This window comes from Glycomyces sp. NPDC050141, from assembly GCF_055586545.1.
On the sequence record NZ_JBVJHZ010000029.1, the window covers coordinates 51,518 to 72,231 of the forward strand.

Genomic DNA, 20,714 nt, shown 5'->3' on the forward strand with positions numbered 1-20,714 from the left:
TGCTGTATCGGAAGAGTCGCACCGAACCGGTACGGTACGTGTTGACGTTGCACCCGCCTCCTAACGGAGGAACCGTCCTTGGAGAGACCGTGAGCCGATTCCAACGCACCACCGCCCGGGCACGTCAACTGTGGATCGGCATGCGCGTCAACCCCGTCACCGAACGCGCCCTCGCCTCGCGCGAGCCCGTCGACGACGAACCCGAGATCCCCGCGGGCGGCAGCGGCGGCGACATACCGCCCGAACTCGACCAGACCGGCGACGGCGAAAACCCCGAACGCCGCTTCGTCCCCACGGGCCTCGCCGTCGGCGCGGCCTGGTGCTGGCGCATCCTCATCATCGGCGTCACCGTCGCCGTGGCGCTCTACCTCCTCTCCTACGTCACCGTCGTCGTCATCCCCGTCGCGATCTCGTTCCTCCTCGCCGCGATGCTCCAACCCGCCGCCGCCTGGCTGATCCGCCACGGCTGGAACAAGTCCCTCGCCTCGATCCTCATGCTCGTCGCCGGGCTCTCCGCGGTCGCCGCGATCCTCACGTTCGTCATCCAGCAGTTCATCGCGGGCGTCCCCGGCTTCTACGACTCGATCGTCGACGGCCTCAAAGACGCCCAGGCCTGGCTCGAATCCGGCCCCTACGGCCTCGACGGCGCCCAGGTCGCCGAGATCCTCGCCGACATCCAGGGCAACATCACCAACTGGTACAACGAGAACCAGCAGACCATCGTCCAGACCGGCCTCGACGTCGCCACCTCCACCGCCTCCGGCCTCGGCAACTTCGTCACCGGCCTGTTCCTGGTCCTGTTCACCACCTACTTCTTCATCCGCGACGGCCGCAAGATCTGGACCTTCCTCACCGGGATGCTCCCGCGCACCGCCTCCGAGCCGCTGCGCTACGCGGGCGGCGCGGGCTGGTCGACGCTCGTGCAGTACATGCGCACCATCGTGGTCGTCGCCGCCGTCGACGCGGTCTTCATCGGCTTCGGCCTGTGGGTCCTGGAAGTCCCGCTGTGGCTGCCGCTGACCACGCTGATCTTCCTGGGCGCGTTCATCCCGATCATCGGTGCCACGGTCTCGGGCATCGTCGCCGTCGTCGTCGCCCTCGTCGGCACCCCGAACGGCCTCGTCACCGCCCTCATCGTCCTCGGCATCGTCCTGGCCGTGCAGCAGCTCGAGTCGAACCTGCTGCAGCCGTTCCTGATGAGCCGCGCCGTGAAACTCCACCCGCTCGCGATCGTCCTCGCCGTCACCGCGGGCGGCTTCGTATGGGGCATCATCGGCGCGCTCGTCGCCGTCCCGGTCCTCGCGATCGTCAACGGCACCGTCCGCGCCCTCAACCGCTACCGCGCGGCCCGCCGCGAAGCCCAGGCCCGCGGCCTCGACGGTGAGGACGCCACCGCCGAAGCGGTCAGGGTCAGCTCCGGCGGCAAGGCCCTCGCCGACTCCACCGACGCGGGCGAGCAGGCGGCGCAGGAGGCATGAGCACCGCAACCGCAGCACCCGCCACGAAAGCCGAACGCGACGCCCTCGCGATCCTCGACGCCGCCGTCGCCGCCACCCCGCACGGCCAGGCCCGCGAGGGCCAGCGCGAGATGTGCGCGGCCGTCGCCGCCGCCGTCGACGCCGACAAGCACCTGCTCGTCCAGGCGGGCACCGGCACCGGCAAGTCCCTCGCCTACCTGTGCGCCGCCCTCGCCGCAGGCAAGCCCGTGGTCGTCTCGACCGCCACACTCGCCCTCCAGCACCAGCTCGTCGCCGTCGACCTGCCGCGCCTGGTCGAGGCCGTCGCGCCCGTCCTCGGCCGCACCCCCACGTTCGCCCTCCTCAAGGGCCGCCACAACTACCTCTGCAAACGCAAGATCGCCGGTGAAGAGGACGAGGACGACGGCGCGATCGAGGGCACCGAGACCCTGAAATGGGCCGGGCAGCAGGCGTCCTTCGCCAAGCAGGTGCAGCGCCTCTTCGACTGGGCGAACGACACCGACACCGGCGACCGCGACGACCTCGACCCGGGCGTGTCCGACCGCGCCTGGAAGCAGGCCTCCACCACGTCCTCCGAATGCCCGGGCGCGAAGGACTGCGCGCAGGGGCCCGACTGCTTCGCCGAGCGGGCCCGCGCGAAGGCCCACGAGGCCGACATCGTCGTCACCAACCACGCGCTGCTCTCGATCGACATGATGAACGAGCGCTCCGTGCTCCCCGAGCACGCCGTGCTCATCGTCGACGAAGCGCACGAGCTGGTCGACCGCGTCACCTCCGCCGCCCGCGCCGAGCTCCACCCTGCCCGGCTGCGCTGGCTCGCCCAGCGCGGGCGCCGCCTCATCGATCCCGATGTGGCCGACCAGGTCCGGGAGGCCGCGGACGCGCTCGAAGGCGCGCTGAACGCGGCCGGTGAGCGCCGCTTCTCCGGGGACCTGCCCGCGCCGCTCATCGAGGCGCTGAACCTCATCAACGGCGCGTGCGTCAAGGCCACCACGCACCTGTCCACGCTCGACGCGGAGACGAAGAAGCAGCTGAGCGCCCAGCAGCTCAAAGCGGGGCTGGTCGAGACGATCGAGACGGCCGGGCGGTGCATCGGCCCGGCCGGGGACGACGTGATCTGGTCGGAGCCGAACGGCCCGCAGCTGGTCGCCGCGCCGCTCTCAGTCGGCGGCCTGCTCTCGGCGATGCTGTACGAGGACCGCACGGTGATCGCCGCGTCCGCGACGCTCACCCTCGGCGGCCGGTTCGACATCGTCGCCCGCAACCTGGGCCTGCCCGCCGACGGGGCCGGCTGGTCCTCGCTCGATGTGGGCTCGCCGTTCGACTACCGCAAGCAGGGCATCCTCTATGTCGCGGCCTCGCTGCCGCGCCCGACCGCGTCCGGGTTGTCAAGCGAGTCCGGCAAGGAGCTGCTGCGCCTGGTCGAGGCGAGCCGCGGCGGGACGCTCGGCCTGTTCTCGTCGAAGAAGGCCGCCGCGGAGGCGGCCGAGCTCCTGCGCGCCCAGACCGACTACGACATCCTCCTCCAGGGCGAGGAGACCCTCGCGAGCCTCGTGAAGCGGTTCAAGGAAGAGGAGTCCACGTGCCTCCTCGGGGTCATGAGCCTCTGGCAGGGCGTCGACGTGCCGGGCATGACCTGCCGCCTGGTGGTCGTCGACCGCATCCCGTTCCCGCGCCCGACCGAGCCGCTGACGGCGGCGCGTTCGGAGGCGGCGGACGCGGCGGGCCGCTCGGGGTTCACCGAGGTGTCGGTCCCGGCGGCGGCGATCCGGCTCGCGCAGGGGGCCGGGAGGCTCATCCGCCGCACCACCGACCGCGGCGTGGTCGCGATCCTCGACTCGCGCCTGGAGACGAGCCGGTCGTACGGGAGGTTCCTGCGGGATTCGCTGCCGCCGTTCTGGTACACGACGAAGTCCGACTCGGTGGTGGGCGCTCTGGGGCGGCTCGCGGAGTCCGCGGACGACTGATCGGGGCACACCCGCCGAAGTCGAAGATGAACATGAGATGAATTCAAGCCAAACCTTTGCATAACCCCAGCTTGGAGCGGTTTCGTGGAGTCTCACACAGCAGACTTCGCGAGCTTGTGTCTCGTTCACCTGGATGTTAACTTCGCGGTGACGATTTCCGCCCGTCCCCTGAGCCGATCGGTACAGTGAGGACAGTCAAAACGACCGAAAGCAGGGGTGCCCAGTGCGGTTCTCGCTGAAGCCTCAGGACGACGCGTTCTACGCCTACTTCACGGACGCGGCCGACAACATCCGCCGCGGCGTCGGCATCCTGGCCGAACTGGGCGACGAGGCCGCCGACTACCAGAAGATCTCCGAGCGTCTCGTCGACGTCGAGCACGACAACGACCAGCTGACCCACCGGCTGTTCAACAAGATCAACTCGACGTTCGTCACGCCGATGGACCGCACGGACATGTACCACCTGGCCGGCAAGCTCGACGACATCCTCGACCACATGGAAGCCGCGGCGAACCTCGTCTACCTCTACGGCCTCTCCGAGCTCCCCGCCCTGCCGCGCGAGATGATCGAGCAGGTCACCGTGCTCGTCGCCCAGGCCGACCTCCTCGCCGAGTACATGCCGAAGCTCAAGGGCCTCAACGCCTCCATGAAGGAGTTCTGGGTCGAGTGCAACCGCCTCGAGAACGACGGCGACCGCGCTTACCGCATGCTCCTGGTGCGCCTGTACTCCGGCGAGTACCCGGCCCTGACGGTCATGAAGCTCAAAGAGGTCGCCGACGAGCTCGAGTCCGCGTGCGACTCGTTCGAGTCGGTCTCGAACGTCGTCGAGTCGGTCTACGTCAAGGAATCCTGAACGTGGACAGTGTGTTCATCGCGGTCTCGATCTGTATCGCCGCGGCCCTGCTGTTCGGTTACACGAACGGCTTCCACGACTCCGCGAACGCCATCGCCACCTCGATCTCGACCCGGGCGCTCAAGCCCCGCGTCGCGCTCGGCATGGCCGCGATCGGCAACTTCGTCGGCGCGCACCTCGGCGGCAAGGTCGCCGCGACCGTCGCCAAGGGCCTCGTCGAGCTCCCCGACGGCATCGACGGCATCCTGATCGTCATCGCGGGCCTCCTCGGCGCGATCACCTGGAACTTCATCACCTGGTACTTCGGCCTGCCGACCTCGTCCTCGCACTCGCTGTTCGGCGGCATGGTCGGCGCGACCCTCGCGGGCGGCGCGGTCGTGCTGTGGAGCGGCATCCTCGACAAGATCGTGCTCCCCACGATCATCTCCCCGCTCGTCGGCTTCACCCTCGGCTTCCTCGTCATGATCGCCGTCTACTGGCTGTTCCGGCGCGGGCGCCCCGACAAGCTCAACCGCGGCTTCCGCCACGCGCAGACCGCCTCGGCGGCCGCCATGGCCATCGGCCACGGCATGCAGGACGCCGCGAAGGTCATGGGCATCATCATCCTGGCCCTCTCGGTCGGCGGCTACTACAACTCCAGCGAGCCCATCCCCGAGTGGGTGTACCTCGCCAGCGCCGCCGTCATGGCCGCCGGCACGTACGCGGGCGGCTGGCGCATCATCAAGACCATGGGCCGCAAGATCATCGACCTCGGCCCGCCCCAGGGCTTCGCGGCCGAGACCGTGGCCAGCGCCGTGCTGTACGCGAACACGTTCCTGCTGGGCGCGCCGATCTCGACCACGCACACCATCACGTCCGCGATCATGGGCGTCGGCTCGACCGGCGGCAAGCGCGCCGTGCGGTGGGGCGTGGCCCGCTCTATCGTGATCGCCTGGATCATCACGTTCCCGATCGCGGCGCTCGTCGGCGCCCTGTTCTACCTGCCGATCCAGTTCCTCGCTTAAGACGTGTCAGTGACGCGGCCCGGCCTCTGGCCGGGCCGCTGTCGTTTCAGCCGTTGCGCACTGGAATCGCCCGATCTTGGGCTAGCGTGATGGCATGTCCATCCAGCGCTTCGGGAAATGGGACTTCAGAGCGGTCGACTCGTCGTCGGCCGCTCGTGCTCTCACCCGCCTCCGCCAGCAGGGCGCCCCCGCCGAGCCCGAGCGCGCCGCCGCCGTCGTCCTCCTGCGCGAGGCCCCGCTGCGGGTGTTCCTGCTGCGGCACGTGGCGAAGGAGCCGTTCGGGCTCCCCTCGATCGGCCGCGCCGACACGATGCAGGTGCGCGAGCGCTGGGCGCACCTCGACGTCGACCACTACGAGAACGCCATGAACGGCCCCAGGGGCGCCCAGTACGGCTTCCCGGGCGGTCGGCACAAGCCCGACGACCCCGACGTGGCGATGACCGGTCTGCGGTCCGTAGAGGAGGAGACCGGCGCGATGGTCGCCCTCCAGCGCGCTTGGGCGCGTTGGGTGACGCCCGAGTACGAGCCGGTGCGGTTCGACTCGTGGATCTACGTGGCGACGCTCGCCGAAGGGTTCCAGCCGCGCATCCGGGTCCGCGAGCCGGAGTACGCCACGTGGATCGGGCCCGAGCAGGCGGTGTGCCAGTACGGCGGGCAGATGTCGATCCCGGAGGCGACCACGCTCGCCGAGCTCGCGCGCTACTCGACGGTGGGCGAGGTGTTCGCCGCCGCCGAGCAGCGCGACATGTCGCCGATCCTGCCGCGCGTCGCGGTCGCGGGCCAGGAGGCCCGCCTGGTGCTGCCGGGCGAAGAGGGCTACCCGGCGGACGCGCTCGCCTCGGCCTAAGGAAGCTGCTTGGCCCACTGCACGTCGGTGCGCACGACCTCGAACCCCTGCGAGCGGTAGAGCTTGACCGCCTTGGTGTTCGACTCGTCCGCGTACAGGTCGACCTGCCGGATGCCGTGCGCCGCAAGGTGGGCGAGACCGGCGAGCGTCAGCGTCCGTCCCAGCCCGGTGCCCTGCGCGCGGGGGTCGACGCCGAGGACGTAGACCTCGCCGACGCCTTCCTCCACTTTGGTCCAGTGGAAGCCGAGCAGGCCCGTCTCGTCTTCAGCCACAAGCAGACCGTCGGGATCGAACCAGGTCTCCTCCTGCCGGGCGGCGAGATCCGCTGCGCTCCAGCGGCCCTGCTCCGGGTGCGAGGCGAACGCGGCGGCGTTCACCCGCAGCCACTCGTCCTCGTCGACACCGACCCTGAAGGGCCGCAGGCGGACACCCTCAGCGAGTGCCGCGGCCGGGCCGTCCCCGACGGGCCAGTTCAGGCCGATCCCCTCCGGCCAAGCGGCAGGCCACGCGAATCCGGCGAGGTCGCGGGAGAACTGGTACAGCACGCGGTCGCGCGTGAAGCCGTGTTTCTCCGCGAACCGCTGCGAAGCGGGCAGATCGCCGTGCGCCCACACCCGCAGTTGCGTGATGTCCGCCTCAATCCAATCCAGGACGCTGGCGAGCAATCTGTGGCCGACCCCCTTGCCGCGGCGCGCCGGATCGACCGCCAGCTCCGCTTCGGCCACCCCGCCGACCTTTTCCGCACCCGCGTAGGCGATGACCGTTTCCCCTAGGGGCACAACGAAATGCCTGCGATGTTTCTCGGGATGCCGGGACAGCGAGAGCGTCGTCTGCTCGTTGAACGGGGCGATCCCGTCGGCCTCCTCGCAGCGGTGCGCCATCGTAACGATTCTGTGAATATCCCGACCCGGAAGTGAAGCATGTTGCGCCATGGGGTTACCCTAATCGTGGACTCAGCACCGTGCCGGGGTGCTGAGTCCTTTTTCATGTCCCGGGCACGGGAAGACCCCAGGCGCACAGCGGTGGCCGGGGCTTGTGCGATCAAATGCTCACGCGAATGCGCAATTCACCAGATATGTCGCGAACCATTGGCGACGTGTCGGCGGAGAGGGTGGGATTCGAACCCACGGAGAGTTTTGACACCCTCGGCGGTTTTCAAGACCGCTGCACTAGTCCACTATGCGACCCCTCCAGGGCCCCTTGAGGCAAGCGCCAATCTACCAAACGGCCCTCAGGGCCGCTAGGTCCGGACGCAGCAGGTGGAGCAGGTGCGGTTGCCCTCGATGGTGAGCGCCAGGCAGCAGGTGCGCCGCTGGTAGACCAGGCGTCCCTCCTCGTCGGTGCTGATGTCGACCAGGTCGGTGACGTCGAACGCTTCCAGCAGGGTCTTGGCGAGCACGTCGTCCGGGTCGGGCACGACCTGCGCTATCGACGCGACCGCGTAGGCGATCCCGGAGGCGACCGACCCCATGAGCGTCCGCCGCCCCACCCGCGCGCTCGCGAGGAACGCGTCCAGGACCGGGGCCAGATGGGCGTCGAACACGGTGGCGCGCAAGCGGTCCAGCAGGACCGACTCGTTCTCGACCACTTCGACGTCGGGGTGCGCCGCGCACGGGTCGTGCGGCAGCGCCAGGAACTTCGGCCGGATCTGGCGCACCGAGAACATCGGGGCGTCCCCGGACACGCGGAACACCGCGTTCGCGGCGTCCAGGACCGGCACGCGGCGGGCGGCGACGTAGCCGAGCACCACGGGCGCCAGCGTCCAGTAGCAGTAGGTCTTCCAGGCGAGGGCCGCGTTCGCGTGGGCGGAGCCGCCCCACAGTGCGGCGGCCGTGCCCATGAGCTCCCCGACGCGCTCGCCCGCGGCCAGCTCGGCAGCGGCGAACTCGACCGCGTCAGGGGTCTCCGCACCGTCGAGCCAGGCGCGGACGCCCGCGAGCGGGTGCACGCTGACGTCGCGGTCGACCCGGTCGGCGACCGTGCGCAGTGCGTCGATCGGCTGGGGGAGCAGGGGCGCGAGGGGGCGGCGTCCGAGCGCGGTGGTGCTCAGCGCGTGAGCCTCCGCAGTCGCGAGCCGCATAGCGTACCCCTCTCAGGTAAGGACTGGCTAACCTTACCTGATTCGCTGCTCCGAGTGTCAAGAAACCGACAGACACCGGGCCGCGACGGGGTGTAGGAAAGCGAGGTGCCGCGAGCGGTGAGCGTCGCCGAGTGGGATGAGCCTCACAGCACCTCGCCTAACACGATGATCATCCCCGCCTGGGGCGGCGGCGCGTCGCACACGCGGTGCGACGGGCCGAAAACGGCAACCCCGCCCCGGCGTGTCGCCCCCGCGACCGGGTTCTGGCAGGCTGGAACGCATGTCGAACCGCTCCGAGACCGCGCTCGCCGACGAACCGGCGACGGCGCCGCTCCTCGCGCCCCGCGTCATCCGGCGCGAGATCTGGATCGTCCTCGCCCTCTCCCTCGGCGCGTCCGCGATCTGGTCGGTCGTCAGCATCCTGGGCACCCTCACCGAACCGGGCGGCCTCGCCGACTCGGTCCAGTCCATGAACTCGGCCAAGGCCGAGGCCGAACGCCCCTGGTACGACCTCGCGCGGCAGCTCGTCAGCCTCGCCCTCGCCATGGCACCGGTCGCGCTCGCGCTGCACTTCCTCAGCCTCGACCGCGGCAACCCGTTCCGCGCCATCGGCCTCGACCTGCGCCGCCCCGGCTTCGACCTCCTCAGCGGCGCAGGGCTGGCCGCGTGCATCGGCATCCCCGGACTCGGCCTCTACTTCACCGCCCGCGCCCTCGGCCTCAACGCCTCGATCAGTGCCGCGAACCTCAACGACGTGTGGTGGGCCGTCCCGATCCTCGTCCTCGCCGCGCTCAAGAACGCCGTCGTCGAAGAGGTGATCGGCGTCGGCTACCTCGTCACCCGCCTGCGCCAGCTCGCCTGGCGCCCGCCCGCGATCGTCATCGCCCACGCCCTCCTGCGCGGCACGTACCACCTCTACCAAGGCTTCGGCGGCTTCGTCGGCAACATGGTCATGGGCGCCGTCTTCGCACTCTGCTACCTCCGCTGGAAGCGCACCGGCCCCCTCGTCATCGCCCACACCCTCCTCGACATCGCCGCCTTCGTCGGATACCTCCTGGTCGCGCCCCACGTGAGCTGGCTCTGACCGAACCGAACCCGCTTGGCCCTCCAAGCACCGGCCCGGTATGCTCTGTGCTTGGTACGCGCTCCGGCGCGTCCTGGAGGATTCGCATAGTGGCCTAGTGCGCCCGCCTGCTAAGCGGGTTTCGGGTGATACCCGATCATGGGTTCAAATCCCATATCCTCCGCAGCGAAGTGGAGGAGGATCTGCAGTAGAGCCTCCTCAGCGAAAAGCCTCGGCTTCCCCCTCAGGGCAGCCGAGGCTTTGTTCGTTCCTGTCAGGGGGTCAGGTACTCGGCGAGTGCTGCCGCGAGGCCCTGGGCCGAGCGGACGCCGAGGAGGACGCGCTGCATGATGCCGTCCTTGAAGAACACCTGCACGGGGAGGTTCGCGGGGATGACGCCCCATTCGGCCGTCGTGCGGGGGGCGCGGGCGATGTCGATGAGGCCCACGGCGACCCGGCCCTCGGTCTCCTGCTCGAACTCGGCGATCTGGCGGCCGAAGACCTGGCTGCTCAGATCCGAGCTCGCGCCGAACACGAGCAGGCGGGGGCGGTCGTCGGCCAGGAAGTCGCGGACGGTCCCGTCATCGATGAATTGCATCGCTCACCCCTGCAGCTTCTCGTAGTGCGCGTCGCGCTTCCACTCGACCATGGTCCGCCAGCGGTTGTCGCCCGCGAAATAGCTCAGGAAGACGCCCAGCACGTCCTCCTTCGCCGGCACGATGGCCGCGTAGTGCTGGCGCGCCTCGCCGTTGCGGTAGTCGACGCCGAAGGCGTCGCGGTCGGCGAGGTAGTTCGTCTGGATGTACACCTCGTCCTCGGTGCCGAGGATCGCCAGCGAGTTCTGGCCCTCGCCGAGGGTCTCGATCAGGTCGATCACGTCGCCGCGCGTCGCGTGGTCGGCGACGATCGCGAAGTCGGTCTCAAGAAACACCGTTCACCTCCCAGTGGTCGCGAACGACCATAGCCGGTCGCGGATCTCCTCTTGGGCCACCGGGACGTCCGCGCCGCCCGCGTCCCAGGTCAGCCCCAGCCGCCTGTCGAAGGCGACCTTGACGTCCTTGCCGGTGTAGTTCGTGCACACCGCCCAGCCCGACCCCTCGTCGGCGACCTCCTGGAACACCGACAGGAGCTCCGGGAAGTCCACAGTGACCGGATCGTCGACCCGGAAGTCGGGCGCGCCCTGGCGTTCGTAGCCGTACGCCACCCGCAGGAACGGCTGCGGATCGCGTTCCCAGTTCGGGTAGTCGATGCGGCGGCGGAAGCGGTTGAACGCGGCGGTCTCGCTCTCGGTCAGCGACGCCTCGCACTGCCAGCCGGGGAACAGCCCGTAGATGCGCGAGTCCACCTCCCGGTCGCGCCCGGCGGTCGGCGCGAACTCCGCCGCGGCCGGCAGCACCCCGATCGCGGTGTCGCATCCGTAGTTCGCCAGCCGCAGCCCGCCGACCGCCGCCATCGGCACCGCGTTCGACAGGGCCGGAAGGTGCTGCTGCGCGAACCGCAGGAACCGCCGCAGATCGCCCGCGTCGGTCGTCAGCCGGGCGTTGACCTGGAACAAAGCCTGCCCGTCAGGGAGCGCCAGGTAGTAGCGCCGCACCTCGCGGACGGGGCCCCGCACCGCCCACACGTGCTGGAGGCCCGGGAACGGCTCCAGCGGAACGAATTGCTGGAATCTGGCGACGATGCTCATCGTGCGCTATCACTCCTTGCCCGGTTTGGCCGTATAGTTCGGTCCCGGCTGCTGCTTATCGTACCGATAGCGCTCGCCGTTCTCGTCGATCGAGCCCTTGCCGCCGTTCTCCTTCGAGCCCATGGGGTTCAGGTTCTCCGGGTTGTTGTACCACTCGGCGCGCTCGCTGTACGGCTTGTCCCAGCCCGTCTTGTTCCAGTACTCCGCCGCCGACTGGTGGTGGTCGTACTGCACGTTCGTGACCGTCTTGCCGTCCTTGTTCTCCCGGTAGTACGGGACCGGGTTGTTGTGGTCCTTGTCCTCGTGCCAGGTCAGGCGGTTGCGGTCGACGCGCTGGCCCGTGACGTTGCCGTCCTTGTCGACCACGTACGGCACGCCGTCGACGACCTTGTACCGCACCGGAGCCGCCTCGTGCGTGCCGTCCGAGGGGATCTTGCCGTTCGGGACCTGGTTCTGCGTCGTCTCGTGCACCTGCCCGTCGTTGTTGCGGGCCTCGGAGGTGTAGTCGCGGACCATCGCGTCGTGGGTGTCCTGGGTGAAGCCGTCCGGGAAGTACTTGCTGCGCAGGCTCTGGTTGATCTGATCGGGGTCACCGGTCTTGTGGCCCTTCTCGTCGTGCATCGTCCCGTTCTCGTCGTAGCCCCAGCCCTTGGGGAGCTCGTCCTGCGGGATCCTGCCGTTCTCGTCCCGGCTGCTCTCCTCGAACAGCTGCCGCATCTGCTCGGGGTCGCGGCGGTTGACGATGGGGCGGCCGTCCGCGTCGCGGTCCAGCGGCTGCCGGTCGTTGTCGTTGGTCGGATCGCCGTCGCCGTCGGAGTCCTTCGTCGTATCGGCGTCGTTCCTGGACGGCGGGCCGGCGCCCGCCTCGGGGTCGAGCTGCTCGGCGGAGGTCTTGGCCTTCTTCTGGACCTGCCCGACGCTCTGGCTCGGCGAGCCGTCCGGCTTGCGCTTCGGCCCGCCGCCGGTCGTGCCGTCGCCGTCGCCGCCGCCCTTGGGCGGCTTCGCCATCAGCGCCGCGCCGACCGCGAACAGGACCAGGAGCCTGAGGGTGTTTCTGAAGGGACGCAACGTTAACCCCGAACCAGTGTGATGAGGTCCTGCAGGCTGTTGACGAGCGCGTCCACCAGCCCCACGATGATGCCCAGCCACCGCACCACCGCGGCCGCGATCTGGGACGCGACCACCGGGATGGTCACCACGAAGATCGCCTCGGCCGCCCAGACGATCACGCGCCCGACCAGGTCGGCGATGAGGTCGCGCACCGTCTCGCGCACGGCCTGCACGAGGTTCCCGGCCGCCTCGGTCGCGGCCGACATCGAGTACGCCGCCCCGGCGAGCCCGCCCGCGGCCTCCACGCCGAACGTGATCTTCGCGGCGTACGCGTCCGCGGCCTTCCCCACCCACTCGGTCAGGTCCGCCTTCGCGGCCGCGTCGATCTCCTCGGCCGCCGCCGCGCACGCGTCGGCGATGTTCGTCCACGTCGCCGCATGCGAACGGACCACGTCGGGGTTGCCGGTCAGCTCGTCGAGGATCTCGCGCAGCGGCTCGAAGTACTCCATCGCCCAGCCGATCCCGGCCGACAGCAGCGAACCGATCGGGTCCATCACGAGCGAGGCCGCGCTCAGGCCCGCGCCGAGACCGGCGAGGACCGGGTCGATCCACCGCTCGGACTTGATCGAGTCCACGACGCCCTTGGCGTCCTCGTAGATCCAGAAGCCGGTCGTCGCGGTCCGCGTCGACTTGACGTCCGCGATCAGCGGGTTCTCGCTCATGGCGTCGCACTCCCGGGGAGGTCGGACTCGATCTGCTTCATGTCGCTCGCGGCGCTGCCGTCGGCCTCCTCGTACGCGGCGGCCGCGTCGCGCAGGGCCGTCGCGATCTTCCCGAGGTTCGTCTGCAGCAGCTCGGTGATCTCGTCCTGCTCCTGGTGCCGCTCTTCGAGGATCGGCGGAATCCACTGGCACAGCAGGCCGTACGCGGTGTCGTCCTGCGCGATGTGGGCGCTGGCGCCGAGGACGTCGGCGAACGACCCGGCGATGCGGTCGAGGTTCCCGGCGTGCGTGCGCAGCTGCTCGGGGTCGACGTGGAACTGCCCGGTCAAGGTCACGCCCCGCCGGAAGCGCTGGGGCCCTTGGCGGCGAGCCCGCGCAGGATCGCCTGGCCGGCGGCGGAGTCCGCGCCGAGGGTCTCGCCGACGGCGCTCTGCGTCTGCTCCATGAGCGCGGCGCGGGCCTTCGCGATCGTGTCCAGAATGGTCTGCCCCAGCCAGTCGGGCTGGCGGCCGCGGATGCGGTCGGTGAGGACGAGGTTCGTGACGTGCCCGGCGTGATCCACCGTGACGGTGACGACGTGCGCGTCGTCAGTGGCTGCGGCCGTGAGGGTCTCGAGCCGCGCGGCGAGGGCCTGGGTGTTCGCGGCGCGCTCCTCGGCGCTGGCCTGCAGGTTCCTCAGGTGCTCGCGGACCGCCTCCGGGTCGAACCCCCCGGCGCCGATCGGACTGGTGAACGGGGACTGCATTCGGTTACCTCCCAGGGCGGCCAAGGGGATCAACGCTTTGTGAGGCGAGCTTACATATTCCGTGCCCGCCCCCGCCGCCGCCGTCCCTTGTGTCCGCCGGCTGATCCGCCGCGCCGGCCGCGCCCCGCTCGAACAAGTTTCTGCAATCGGTTGCACCGGAAGTCTTGACCCCGAGAAAGCCCTTTCCTTAGACTCATTGAAATACTTCGATCTATCTCTCGTTAAGGAGAGCTCCCAGATGAGACGAACAGTCGCACGAAGACTCGCCGCGGTGCTGGCCACCGCTGCCGTGGTCGCCGCGGGGGTCGCCCTCTCGGTCACCAACGCGTCGGCGGCAACCGGCGGCGTGACCGGCTACGCCACCCAGAACGGCGGCACCACCGGCGGCCAGGGCGGCCAGGTCGTCAAGGCCACCACCGGCACCCAGATCAACCAGGCCCTGTGCGGGCGCGCCAGCACCAGCACCCCGATCATCATCCAGGTCGAGGGCACCATCAACCACGGGAACACCGCCGACGTCTCCGGCTCCAGCTGCGACGTCGGGAACACCCTGATCGACCTCAAGGGCGTCAGCAACGTGACGATCCTCGGCGTGGGCGGCGGCGCCGTCTTCGACCAGATCGGCATCCACATCCGCGAGTCCAGCAACATCATCATCCAGAACGTCACCGTGAAGAACGTCAAGAAGTCCGGCTCGCCGGTCTCCAACGGCGGCGACGCCATCGGCATGGAGTCGGGCGTGCGCAACGTCTGGGTCGACCACACCACCCTCGAGGCCTCCGGCGGGGAGGCCGAAGGCTACGACGGCCTCTTCGACATGAAGAACGACACCAAGTACGTGACGCTCTCCTACTCGATCCTGCGCAACTCCGAGCGCGGCGGCCTGGTCGGCTCCAGCGAGACCGACCTGACGAACTCCTTCATCACGTACCACCACAACCTGTACCAGAACCTCAACTCGCGGGTTCCGCTGCTGCGCGGCGGCACCGCGCACGTCTACAACAACCACTACTCGGGGATCGTCGAGTCCGGCATCAACTCCCGCGCCGGTGGCAAGGCCAAAGTGGACAACAACTACTTCGAGGACTCCAAGGACGTCCTCGGCACCTTCTACACCGACGAGCGCGGCACCTGGCAGACCAGCGGCAACATCCTCGACAACGTGACCTGGTCGGCCACCGGCAGCGAGAACTACCCCGCCGGTCCGGCCATGGCCTCCACGACCACCGTGAGCATCCCCTACAGCTACGCCCTCGACAACGCCTCCTGCGTGCCGAGCATCGTGGCCCAGACGGCCGGAGCGAACAAGGGCAACCAGGTCTCCGACGGCAGCTGCTCCGTGCAGACCCCCTCGCAGAACCCGACCACCCCCACCACCAGCCCGACCACCGGTCCGACTGACCCCGGCACGAGTCCGGCACCCGGCGGGACGAACCTGAGCATCGGCGCCGGCGCCGACGGCTCCAGCAAGGCCGACGGGACCAGCTACGGCAACGTCATCGACGGCAGCATGAGCACGTACTGGTCGCCCAGCGGCACCACCGGGCGCGTCTCCGTCAAATGGGACGCCGCCAAGACGATCGACACCGTCAACATCCGCGAAGCCGCGGGCACCGAAGGGAACATCGACAACTGGCAGGTCGTGAACAACGCCACCGGCGCTGTGCTCGCCTCCGGGACCGGCGCGGGGGTGATCTCGTTCACCGCCGTCTCCACGACCAAGGTCAACTTCGTGATCACCAGCGCGAGCGGGACACCGCGAGTGGCCGAGTTCGAGGTCTACGCCTGACCCCCGCCGCACCCCGCGCGGCATCCGGCCGCGCGGGGTGCGTCACGACAGATCACCATTACGACAGTGGCCCCGTGACCTGCGACTTTGATACAGTCGCTGGAGCGCTCGCGGGGCTTTCCGCGTGCGCGGAATCGGGGGAACGGTGAACCAGGACGAGCTGAACGCGCTGCCGCTCGCGGGGCGCGCCCGCTACGCGGTGCTCGACAGCCTCCAGCGGCGTATCGACTGGGTCGACGCCGCCTCCGCCCTCGAAGGCGTCTCCGACGACCCGAGCTGGCCCGCCGCGCTCGCTATCGTCTTCGACGACCTCGGCGGCGACGCCGCCCTGCGCGCCTGGGAGTGGGGCTGGATGCCGCGTGAGGCCTTGAGCGCCTTGCGGAAGGCCCTCACCGCCGAGGCGGTGCAGGCCGGCGCCGTGGTGATGCGCGGCCAGCTCGCCCGGTACAAGGACCACGAGCTGAGCGACCGGTGGAAGGTGCACCGCGAAGAGCTCGCCGACATCGTCTCCGATGCGGGCGTTGCGAAAGCGAGTGCGGGCCTGGGCCGCTGGGACCGGATCGTGCTGTGGGCCGCGGTGCTTGAAGCCCTCGACTTCCTCAATGGACTCCCCAAGATCCCGAAGGTCGAGCCGCTCCCCGGCGACGTCCTCGTCGCCGCAGGACTCGGCGTCGCGGAGTCCTCCCGCGTCTACGAGAAGATCCGGGCGCTCCTCGCCAAAGCCGAGTCGACCGACTCCGATGCCGAAGCCGAGGCCTTCACCGCGAAGGCGCAGCAGCTCATCGCCCGCCACAGCATCAACGAGGCGCTGCTTTCCGAAGCGGGCCAAGGCAAACGCGAACCCGAGGCCCTGCGCGTCATCATCGAGCGCCCCTACGAGCAGCCCAAGTCCGAGCTCCTCGCCCAGATCGCCGACGCCAACCACTGCCGCTCGGTGTACTGGCCCGACGGCGGCTTCACCACCCTCATCGGCGACCGCGCCGACCTCCGCTCGGTCGAGCTGCTCTTCAACTCGCTTCTGGTGCAGGCGACTTCGGCGATGACCCGCGTCGGCTCGGTCTCTGCGCGGCGCGGCAAGTCCCAGACCCGGTCCTTCCGCCAGTCCTTCCTCGCGTCCTTCGCTATGCGCATCGGCGAGCGCCTGCGCGAATCCGCCGCCGACACCGAGCGCGAGTACACCGAGGAGACCGGCACCGACCTCGTCCCGGTCATGCGCCAGCGCGACGAACGCGTCGACTCCCGCACCTCCGAGCTCTTCCCCCGCCTCAAACTCGGCCGCGGCACCCGCATCACCAACTACGAGGGCCACATCGCCGGCCTCGCCGCAGCCGACGCCGCCCGCCTCACGGCCCCCGAACCCATCACCCGCCGCTGACCGGCAAATATCGAAGGACTTGACTTTCTTGATGTGAATGGTCACACTGGGCGGAAGCACTCATGTTAGCGGTCACCCCCGGCTGTTCCGCGTCTTCCGTTCTGTTCCCTCACAACAGAAAGGCATTCCAGAATGCCCTCACGTCGCACGCTCCTCACCACCGCTCTGGCCTCGGCGGCCGCTGCCGCGATCGGCGCACCGGACGCCGCCTACGCCCAGTCGTACGCGGCCTACGCCATGGCCTACTTCAAGGAGTCGCCGAACCTGACCGACGACTCCTACGCCCTCCACCTCGCCGTCAGCCCCGACGGGCTCGAATGGACGCCCCTCAACCAGAACAACCCCGTCGCCACCCCGACCGCCGGGATGCAGGGCCTGCGCGACCCGTTCATCCTGCGCAAGCAGGACGGCACGTTCACCGTGCTCGCGACCGACCTCAAAGGACGCGTGTTCAACCTCGACAACCAGTACATCCACGTGTGGGACTCCGCGGACCTGCGCAGCTTCACCGGCTACCGGCGGGTCCGCCTGCACGACATGGCGACCCACTCCTGGGCGCCGACCGCGTTCTGGGACCCGACGCGCGGGCGCTACGCCGTCGTCTACTCCGCGAACAACGGCACCCGCGACGTCTTCATGGTCAACTACACCCTCGACTTCACGGACATGGGCGCCGCGCAGGTGTTCTTCGACCCGGGCTTCAACGTGCTCGACGGCGACGTGCTCGTCCACAACGGCGCGTTCTACCTGGCGTACAAGAACCTCGCGAACAACTACCTCTACGTCGCCCGCTCGACCACGGGCCAGCCGAACACGTTCACGACACTGACCAGCGGCCTGCGCCAGGGCTCGGCGATCGAGGCGCCGATCCTCGTGAAGTCCAACAGCGCCAACACGTTCTGGCTCTGGGGCGACTCCTTCAGCCCGGCGAACGCCGTGTTCTACGCCTGGAGCTCCGCCGACATCGCCGGGAACTCGTGGACGCCGCTCAACCAGCGCACCTACACCGCGCCGATGAGCAGCAAGCACGCCGGGATCGTGCCGATCACCGAGGCCGAACGGGCGGCGCTCGTGACGCGTTGGGGCGCACCGGAATGGAACCGCCTCAAGTCCTACAACTTCCCCGACCGGTTCGTGCGCCACGCCGACAGCATCGGCCGCATCGACCCGTTCCCGATGGAGCCGCCCGCCGACCAGCAGTGGCGCCTGCGCGCCGGGCTCGCCGACGCCTCCGGCGTCTCGTTCGAGTCCGTGAACTACCCCGGCCGGTTCCTGCGCCACTCCGGCTACGCGATCCGCCTGGACCCCAACGACAGCACGGCCCAGTTCGCGGCCGACGCGACGTTCACCCGCACCGCGGGCCTCGCCGACGCCTCCTGGGCCTCGTTCCGCTCCTACAACTTCCCCGACCGCTACCTCCGCCACTCCGGCTACGTCCTGCGGATCGACCCGATCACCGACGCCACCGGCCGCGCGGACGCGACTTTCCGCATCACCGCCTGACCGAACGACAACGGCCCCGGCGCGAGCGTCGGGGCCGTTCTGTGTTCTAGAGCCGATGCATCGGCCGGTGGCGCTGGTTGGCGTGGATGAGTTCGCAGTGGTCGAGTCGCCAGCCGTGTCGGGTTGCACAGAAGGTGAAGGTCATCGCCTGGTGGGCGGTGCCGTTCTCGACCATCGCGACGATCTCGGTGGAGTCCCGCGTCGGACAAGCGGCCCGCACCACTCGCACCTGCTTGAACCGCGCGGGCACCCGCCGCCGCATCCTCGTGAAGGCGGCCCATCCGGCTTTGGTGGCGAATAGTCGCGCCTCTGCGGCGGACTTGCGGCCGGTGAGGACGTTCAAGAAGAAGGTCGAGTACGAAACGGCCTGGCGGGGCGAAAACTGGTTGGGAACGTCGCTGAAGTCTTTGCGGCAGTTCATGGTTCCTCCGGTGATCGATCGGTGGGTTGCCGGTCGAAGGAGAATCTATGCATCACTTTGGGTGAAGTCAACAACACCCATCGTGACTTCACGGCCTGAACTGCCCCGATTTTTGTAGGAGTTCCACGACACGGCCTCGAAAACGCCTGCGGCGTAACCGCCAAGCGTTATCCCGTAAGCAACGCGCCATCGCGGAACCCTACAAAAATCAGAAATCTCAGCCCTTGATGGCTCCGGTGAGGACGCCGGAGGTGAAGTAGCGCTGGAGGAACGGGTAGACGATGAGGATGGGGACGGTAGCGAGGACGATGACCGCCATCTGGAGGGTGACGCCGGGGGGAGGGGGCTGGTCGGGGGAGACCACCGCGCCCGGAATGGCGACGCCTGCCAGGACGTACTGCTGGAGCACGACTTGGATGGGCCACTTCTCGCTGTCGTTGATGTAGAGGAGGGCGTTGAAGTAGGTGTTCCAGTAGCCGACGGCGTAGAACAGGCCCATCACGGCGAGGACCGGTTTAGAGAGGGGCAGGACTATTTGCAGGAAGATTCGCCACTCGCCTGCGCCGTCGATTCTTGCGGCTTCGATCAGTTCTTCTGGGAGGCCTTGGAAGAAGTTCCTGATGACGATCATGTTGAAGGCCGAGATGAGGCCCGGGATGATCAGCGACCAGGTCGAGTCCAACAGGCCCAGGTACTTGATCAGCATGAAGTTCGGGATGATGCCCGCGCCGAAGAACATGGTCGCGAGGACCATGATCAGGACGGCTTTGGCGCCCGGGACCTGGCGGGTGCGCGCCAGGCCCCAGGCGAGCATCGAGGTCGCCGCGAGGGAGAGCAGCGTCCCGACGACGGTGATGTAGAAGGAGTTCATGAGGCCTTGAGTGACCGTGCCGCCGTTGAAGATCGCCCGGTAGGCGTCCAACGAGAACTCGGTCGGGAAGACGACTCCGGCGCGGGCCTGCGCGGGCGCGGCGAAGCTCATCGCGATGACGTAGACCAGCGGGTAGATCATGGTGATCACGATCAAGGCGATCACGAGGGCCTTCACGGCCCTGACCCAGATCGAGGGCGGGCTCATCCACGGCGGGATGCCGGTGTGGCCCTTGGCGATTGCTGTCATCAGAAGATCCCCTCTCCGCCCATCCGCTTGGCGAGGCGGTTCGCCGAGAGCACCAGGACGGTGCCGATGACGCCCTTCAGCAGGCCCGCGGCGGTCGCGACGCCCCATTGGCCGCCGAGGACGCCTCGGAAGTAGACGAACGTGTCGAGTACCTGGGCGGCTTCGGCGCCGACCATGGGTTGCTGGAGTAGCAGCTGCTCGAAGCCGACGGTGAGGATCGAGCCGATGTTGAGGATGAGCAGGAGCGTCGCGACCGGGACAAGTGCCGGGAGCGTGATGTGCCAGGTGCGCTGCCAGCCGGTCGCGCCGTCGATCGCGGCAGCCTCGTAGCGGTCGGAGGGGATGCCCGCGATCGCGGCGAAGAAGATGATGGTGCCCCAGCCGACGTCCTTCCACATGCCTTGAAGGACGACGAGGATCTTGAAGGTGTCGGCGTTCGTCATCGCGTCGAACCCCGGCATCCCCATCCCGTCGAGGATGCCCGCGATGAGTCCGCCGCCGCCGAGGACCTGCTGCCACACGGAGATGACGATGACCCAGGACAGGAAGTGCGGCAGGTAGACCACGGTCTGGACGAAGCGCTTGACGCGGTCGGAGAGGAGGGAGTTGAGCAGGAGTGCGAGGGCGATCGGGGCCGGGAACGCGAAGACCAGCTGCAACACCGCGATGATGAGCGTGTTGCGCAGGGCCTGCAGGATTTCCGGGTCGGTCCAGATCGCGTTGAAGTTCGCGAGGCCGACCCACGGGGAGGCCTCGATGCCGCGGAACGGCGAGTAGTCCTGGAACGCGATGACGTTGCCGAGCATCGGCACGTACGCGAACACCAGGAAGAACAGCGCCCCGGGGACGATGAACGTGTAGGACCAGCGCTCGCGCCAGATGCGTTGGCGCAGTGTGGTCTTGCGCTTGGGTGCGGGCGGGGGGGGGGGGGGGGGGGGGGGGGGGGGGGGGGGGGGGGGGGGGGGGGGGGGGGGGGGGGGGGGGGGGGGGGGGGGGGGGGGGGGGGGGGG

The 20,714-nt window shown here is 69.0% G+C and carries 21 protein-coding genes and 2 tRNA genes; 10 read left to right on the top strand and 13 right to left on the bottom strand.

Translation table 11 applies throughout. From position 1 onward, the window contains the following. Positions 1–89 precede the first annotated feature (89 nt). The 5 genes from ACZ60M_RS17570 to ACZ60M_RS17590 all read left to right on the top strand — a co-directional run bounded on the left by ACZ60M_RS17570 (position 90) and on the right by ACZ60M_RS17590 (position 6,149). Entirely contained in the window at positions 90–1,478 is a 1,389-nt protein-coding gene (locus tag ACZ60M_RS17570; protein WP_465419286.1) for an AI-2E family transporter, read from the top strand. Continuing rightward, entirely contained in the window at positions 1,475–3,445 is a 1,971-nt protein-coding gene (locus ACZ60M_RS17575) for an ATP-dependent DNA helicase (protein ID WP_465419288.1), read from the top strand. Before ACZ60M_RS17570 ends, ACZ60M_RS17575 begins: the two co-directional genes overlap by 4 nt. A gap of 223 nt (positions 3,446–3,668) precedes the next feature. Then, positions 3,669–4,298 (top strand): DUF47 domain-containing protein, encoded by a 630-nt coding sequence (locus tag ACZ60M_RS17580; protein WP_465419290.1) that lies wholly within the window; start codon positions 3,669–3,671, stop codon positions 4,296–4,298. A gap of 2 nt (positions 4,299–4,300) precedes the next feature. Then, entirely contained in the window at positions 4,301–5,302 is a 1,002-nt protein-coding gene (locus tag ACZ60M_RS17585) for an inorganic phosphate transporter (RefSeq protein WP_465419292.1), read from the top strand. Between the two features lie 94 nt (positions 5,303–5,396). Then, positions 5,397–6,149 carry an NUDIX hydrolase gene (locus ACZ60M_RS17590; RefSeq protein WP_465419293.1) on the top strand — a complete coding sequence of 251 codons (753 nt, stop codon included), beginning with the start codon at positions 5,397–5,399 and terminating at the stop codon, positions 6,147–6,149. On the opposite strand, the gene mshD is transcribed toward ACZ60M_RS17590, so the two are convergent. The 3 genes from mshD to ACZ60M_RS17605 form a co-directional block, all read right to left on the bottom strand. After that, positions 6,146–7,081, bottom strand: a complete 936-nt coding sequence (gene mshD, locus ACZ60M_RS17595) for a mycothiol synthase (protein ID WP_465419294.1) — start codon at positions 7,079–7,081, stop codon at positions 6,146–6,148. The genes ACZ60M_RS17590 and mshD overlap by 4 nt on opposite strands. Positions 7,082–7,252: 171 nt before the next feature. Beyond that, a tRNA-Ser gene (locus ACZ60M_RS17600) sits at positions 7,253–7,341 on the bottom strand. A 48-nt stretch (positions 7,342–7,389) separates the two neighbouring features. Beyond that, the gene (locus tag ACZ60M_RS17605; protein WP_465419296.1) at positions 7,390–8,229 is read right to left on the bottom strand and encodes an IucA/IucC family C-terminal-domain containing protein; all 840 of its coding nucleotides are present in this window, start codon (positions 8,227–8,229) and stop codon (positions 7,390–7,392) included. Positions 8,230–8,509: 280 nt separating this feature from the next. On the opposite strand from ACZ60M_RS17605, the gene ACZ60M_RS17610 reads away from it, so the two are divergent. Both ACZ60M_RS17610 and ACZ60M_RS17615 read left to right on the top strand, forming a co-directional pair. Continuing rightward, a complete protein-coding gene (locus tag ACZ60M_RS17610; protein ID WP_465419298.1) occupies positions 8,510–9,313 on the top strand; it encodes a CPBP family intramembrane glutamic endopeptidase in 804 nt (267 codons plus the stop codon). A 75-nt stretch (positions 9,314–9,388) separates the two neighbouring features. Beyond that, a tRNA-Ser gene (locus ACZ60M_RS17615) sits at positions 9,389–9,476 on the top strand. Positions 9,477–9,566: 90 nt separating this feature from the next. On the opposite strand, the gene ACZ60M_RS17620 is transcribed toward ACZ60M_RS17615, so the two are convergent. Genes ACZ60M_RS17620 through ACZ60M_RS17650 form a run of 7 tightly spaced genes read right to left on the bottom strand, consistent with a single transcriptional unit; the run spans position 9,567 to position 13,496 of the window. Next, complete coding sequence (locus ACZ60M_RS17620; protein WP_465419300.1) at positions 9,567–9,890, bottom strand: thioredoxin family protein; 324 nt, start codon at positions 9,888–9,890, stop codon at positions 9,567–9,569. Between the two features lie 3 nt (positions 9,891–9,893). Beyond that, positions 9,894–10,223: a hypothetical protein gene (locus ACZ60M_RS17625; protein ID WP_465419301.1), complete on the bottom strand. Its 330-nt coding sequence runs from the start codon at positions 10,221–10,223 to the stop codon at positions 9,894–9,896. Between the two features lie 3 nt (positions 10,224–10,226). Then, complete coding sequence (locus tag ACZ60M_RS17630) at positions 10,227–10,979, bottom strand: hypothetical protein (protein ID WP_465419303.1); 753 nt, start codon at positions 10,977–10,979, stop codon at positions 10,227–10,229. Between the two features lie 9 nt (positions 10,980–10,988). Beyond that, on the bottom strand, positions 10,989–12,047 hold the full coding sequence (locus ACZ60M_RS17635) for a hypothetical protein (protein ID WP_465419305.1): 1,059 nt from the start codon (positions 12,045–12,047) through the stop codon (positions 10,989–10,991). Between the two features lie 2 nt (positions 12,048–12,049). Next, on the bottom strand, positions 12,050–12,751 hold the full coding sequence (locus tag ACZ60M_RS17640; RefSeq protein WP_465419307.1) for a WXG100-like domain-containing protein: 702 nt from the start codon (positions 12,749–12,751) through the stop codon (positions 12,050–12,052). Continuing rightward, positions 12,748–13,086: a type VII secretion target gene (locus ACZ60M_RS17645; protein WP_465419309.1), complete on the bottom strand. Its 339-nt coding sequence runs from the start codon at positions 13,084–13,086 to the stop codon at positions 12,748–12,750. The genes ACZ60M_RS17640 and ACZ60M_RS17645 overlap by 4 nt, the downstream gene beginning before the upstream one ends. Then, the gene (locus ACZ60M_RS17650; RefSeq protein WP_465419311.1) at positions 13,083–13,496 is read right to left on the bottom strand and encodes a YbaB/EbfC family nucleoid-associated protein; all 414 of its coding nucleotides are present in this window, start codon (positions 13,494–13,496) and stop codon (positions 13,083–13,085) included. The genes ACZ60M_RS17645 and ACZ60M_RS17650 overlap by 4 nt, the downstream gene beginning before the upstream one ends. A gap of 238 nt (positions 13,497–13,734) precedes the next feature. On the opposite strand from ACZ60M_RS17650, the gene ACZ60M_RS17655 reads away from it, so the two are divergent. The 3 genes from ACZ60M_RS17655 (at position 13,735) to ACZ60M_RS17665 (ending at position 18,163) form a co-directional block, all read left to right on the top strand. Further along, entirely contained in the window at positions 13,735–15,285 is a 1,551-nt protein-coding gene (locus ACZ60M_RS17655) for a pectate lyase family protein (RefSeq protein WP_465419312.1), read from the top strand. Positions 15,286–15,430: 145 nt separating this feature from the next. After that, the gene (locus ACZ60M_RS17660) at positions 15,431–16,660 is read left to right on the top strand and encodes a DUF2786 domain-containing protein (protein WP_465419314.1); all 1,230 of its coding nucleotides are present in this window, start codon (positions 15,431–15,433) and stop codon (positions 16,658–16,660) included. Between the two features lie 132 nt (positions 16,661–16,792). Continuing rightward, positions 16,793–18,163 carry a glycoside hydrolase family 43 protein gene (locus tag ACZ60M_RS17665; RefSeq protein WP_465419316.1) on the top strand — a complete coding sequence of 457 codons (1,371 nt, stop codon included), beginning with the start codon at positions 16,793–16,795 and terminating at the stop codon, positions 18,161–18,163. 46 nt (positions 18,164–18,209) lie between these two features. Here ACZ60M_RS17665 and ACZ60M_RS17670 read toward each other — a convergent pair whose 3' ends face one another. From ACZ60M_RS17670 to ACZ60M_RS17680, 3 genes are all read right to left on the bottom strand, one after another. Then, a complete protein-coding gene (locus ACZ60M_RS17670; RefSeq protein ID WP_465419318.1) occupies positions 18,210–18,584 on the bottom strand; it encodes a hypothetical protein in 375 nt (124 codons plus the stop codon). A gap of 217 nt (positions 18,585–18,801) precedes the next feature. After that, complete coding sequence (locus tag ACZ60M_RS17675; protein ID WP_465419320.1) at positions 18,802–19,704, bottom strand: carbohydrate ABC transporter permease; 903 nt, start codon at positions 19,702–19,704, stop codon at positions 18,802–18,804. Next, positions 19,704–20,714 (bottom strand): ABC transporter permease (locus tag ACZ60M_RS17680; protein ID WP_465419322.1); only part of this gene is annotated, 1,011 nt, incomplete at its 5' end. The genes ACZ60M_RS17680 and ACZ60M_RS17675, both read right to left, overlap by 1 nt.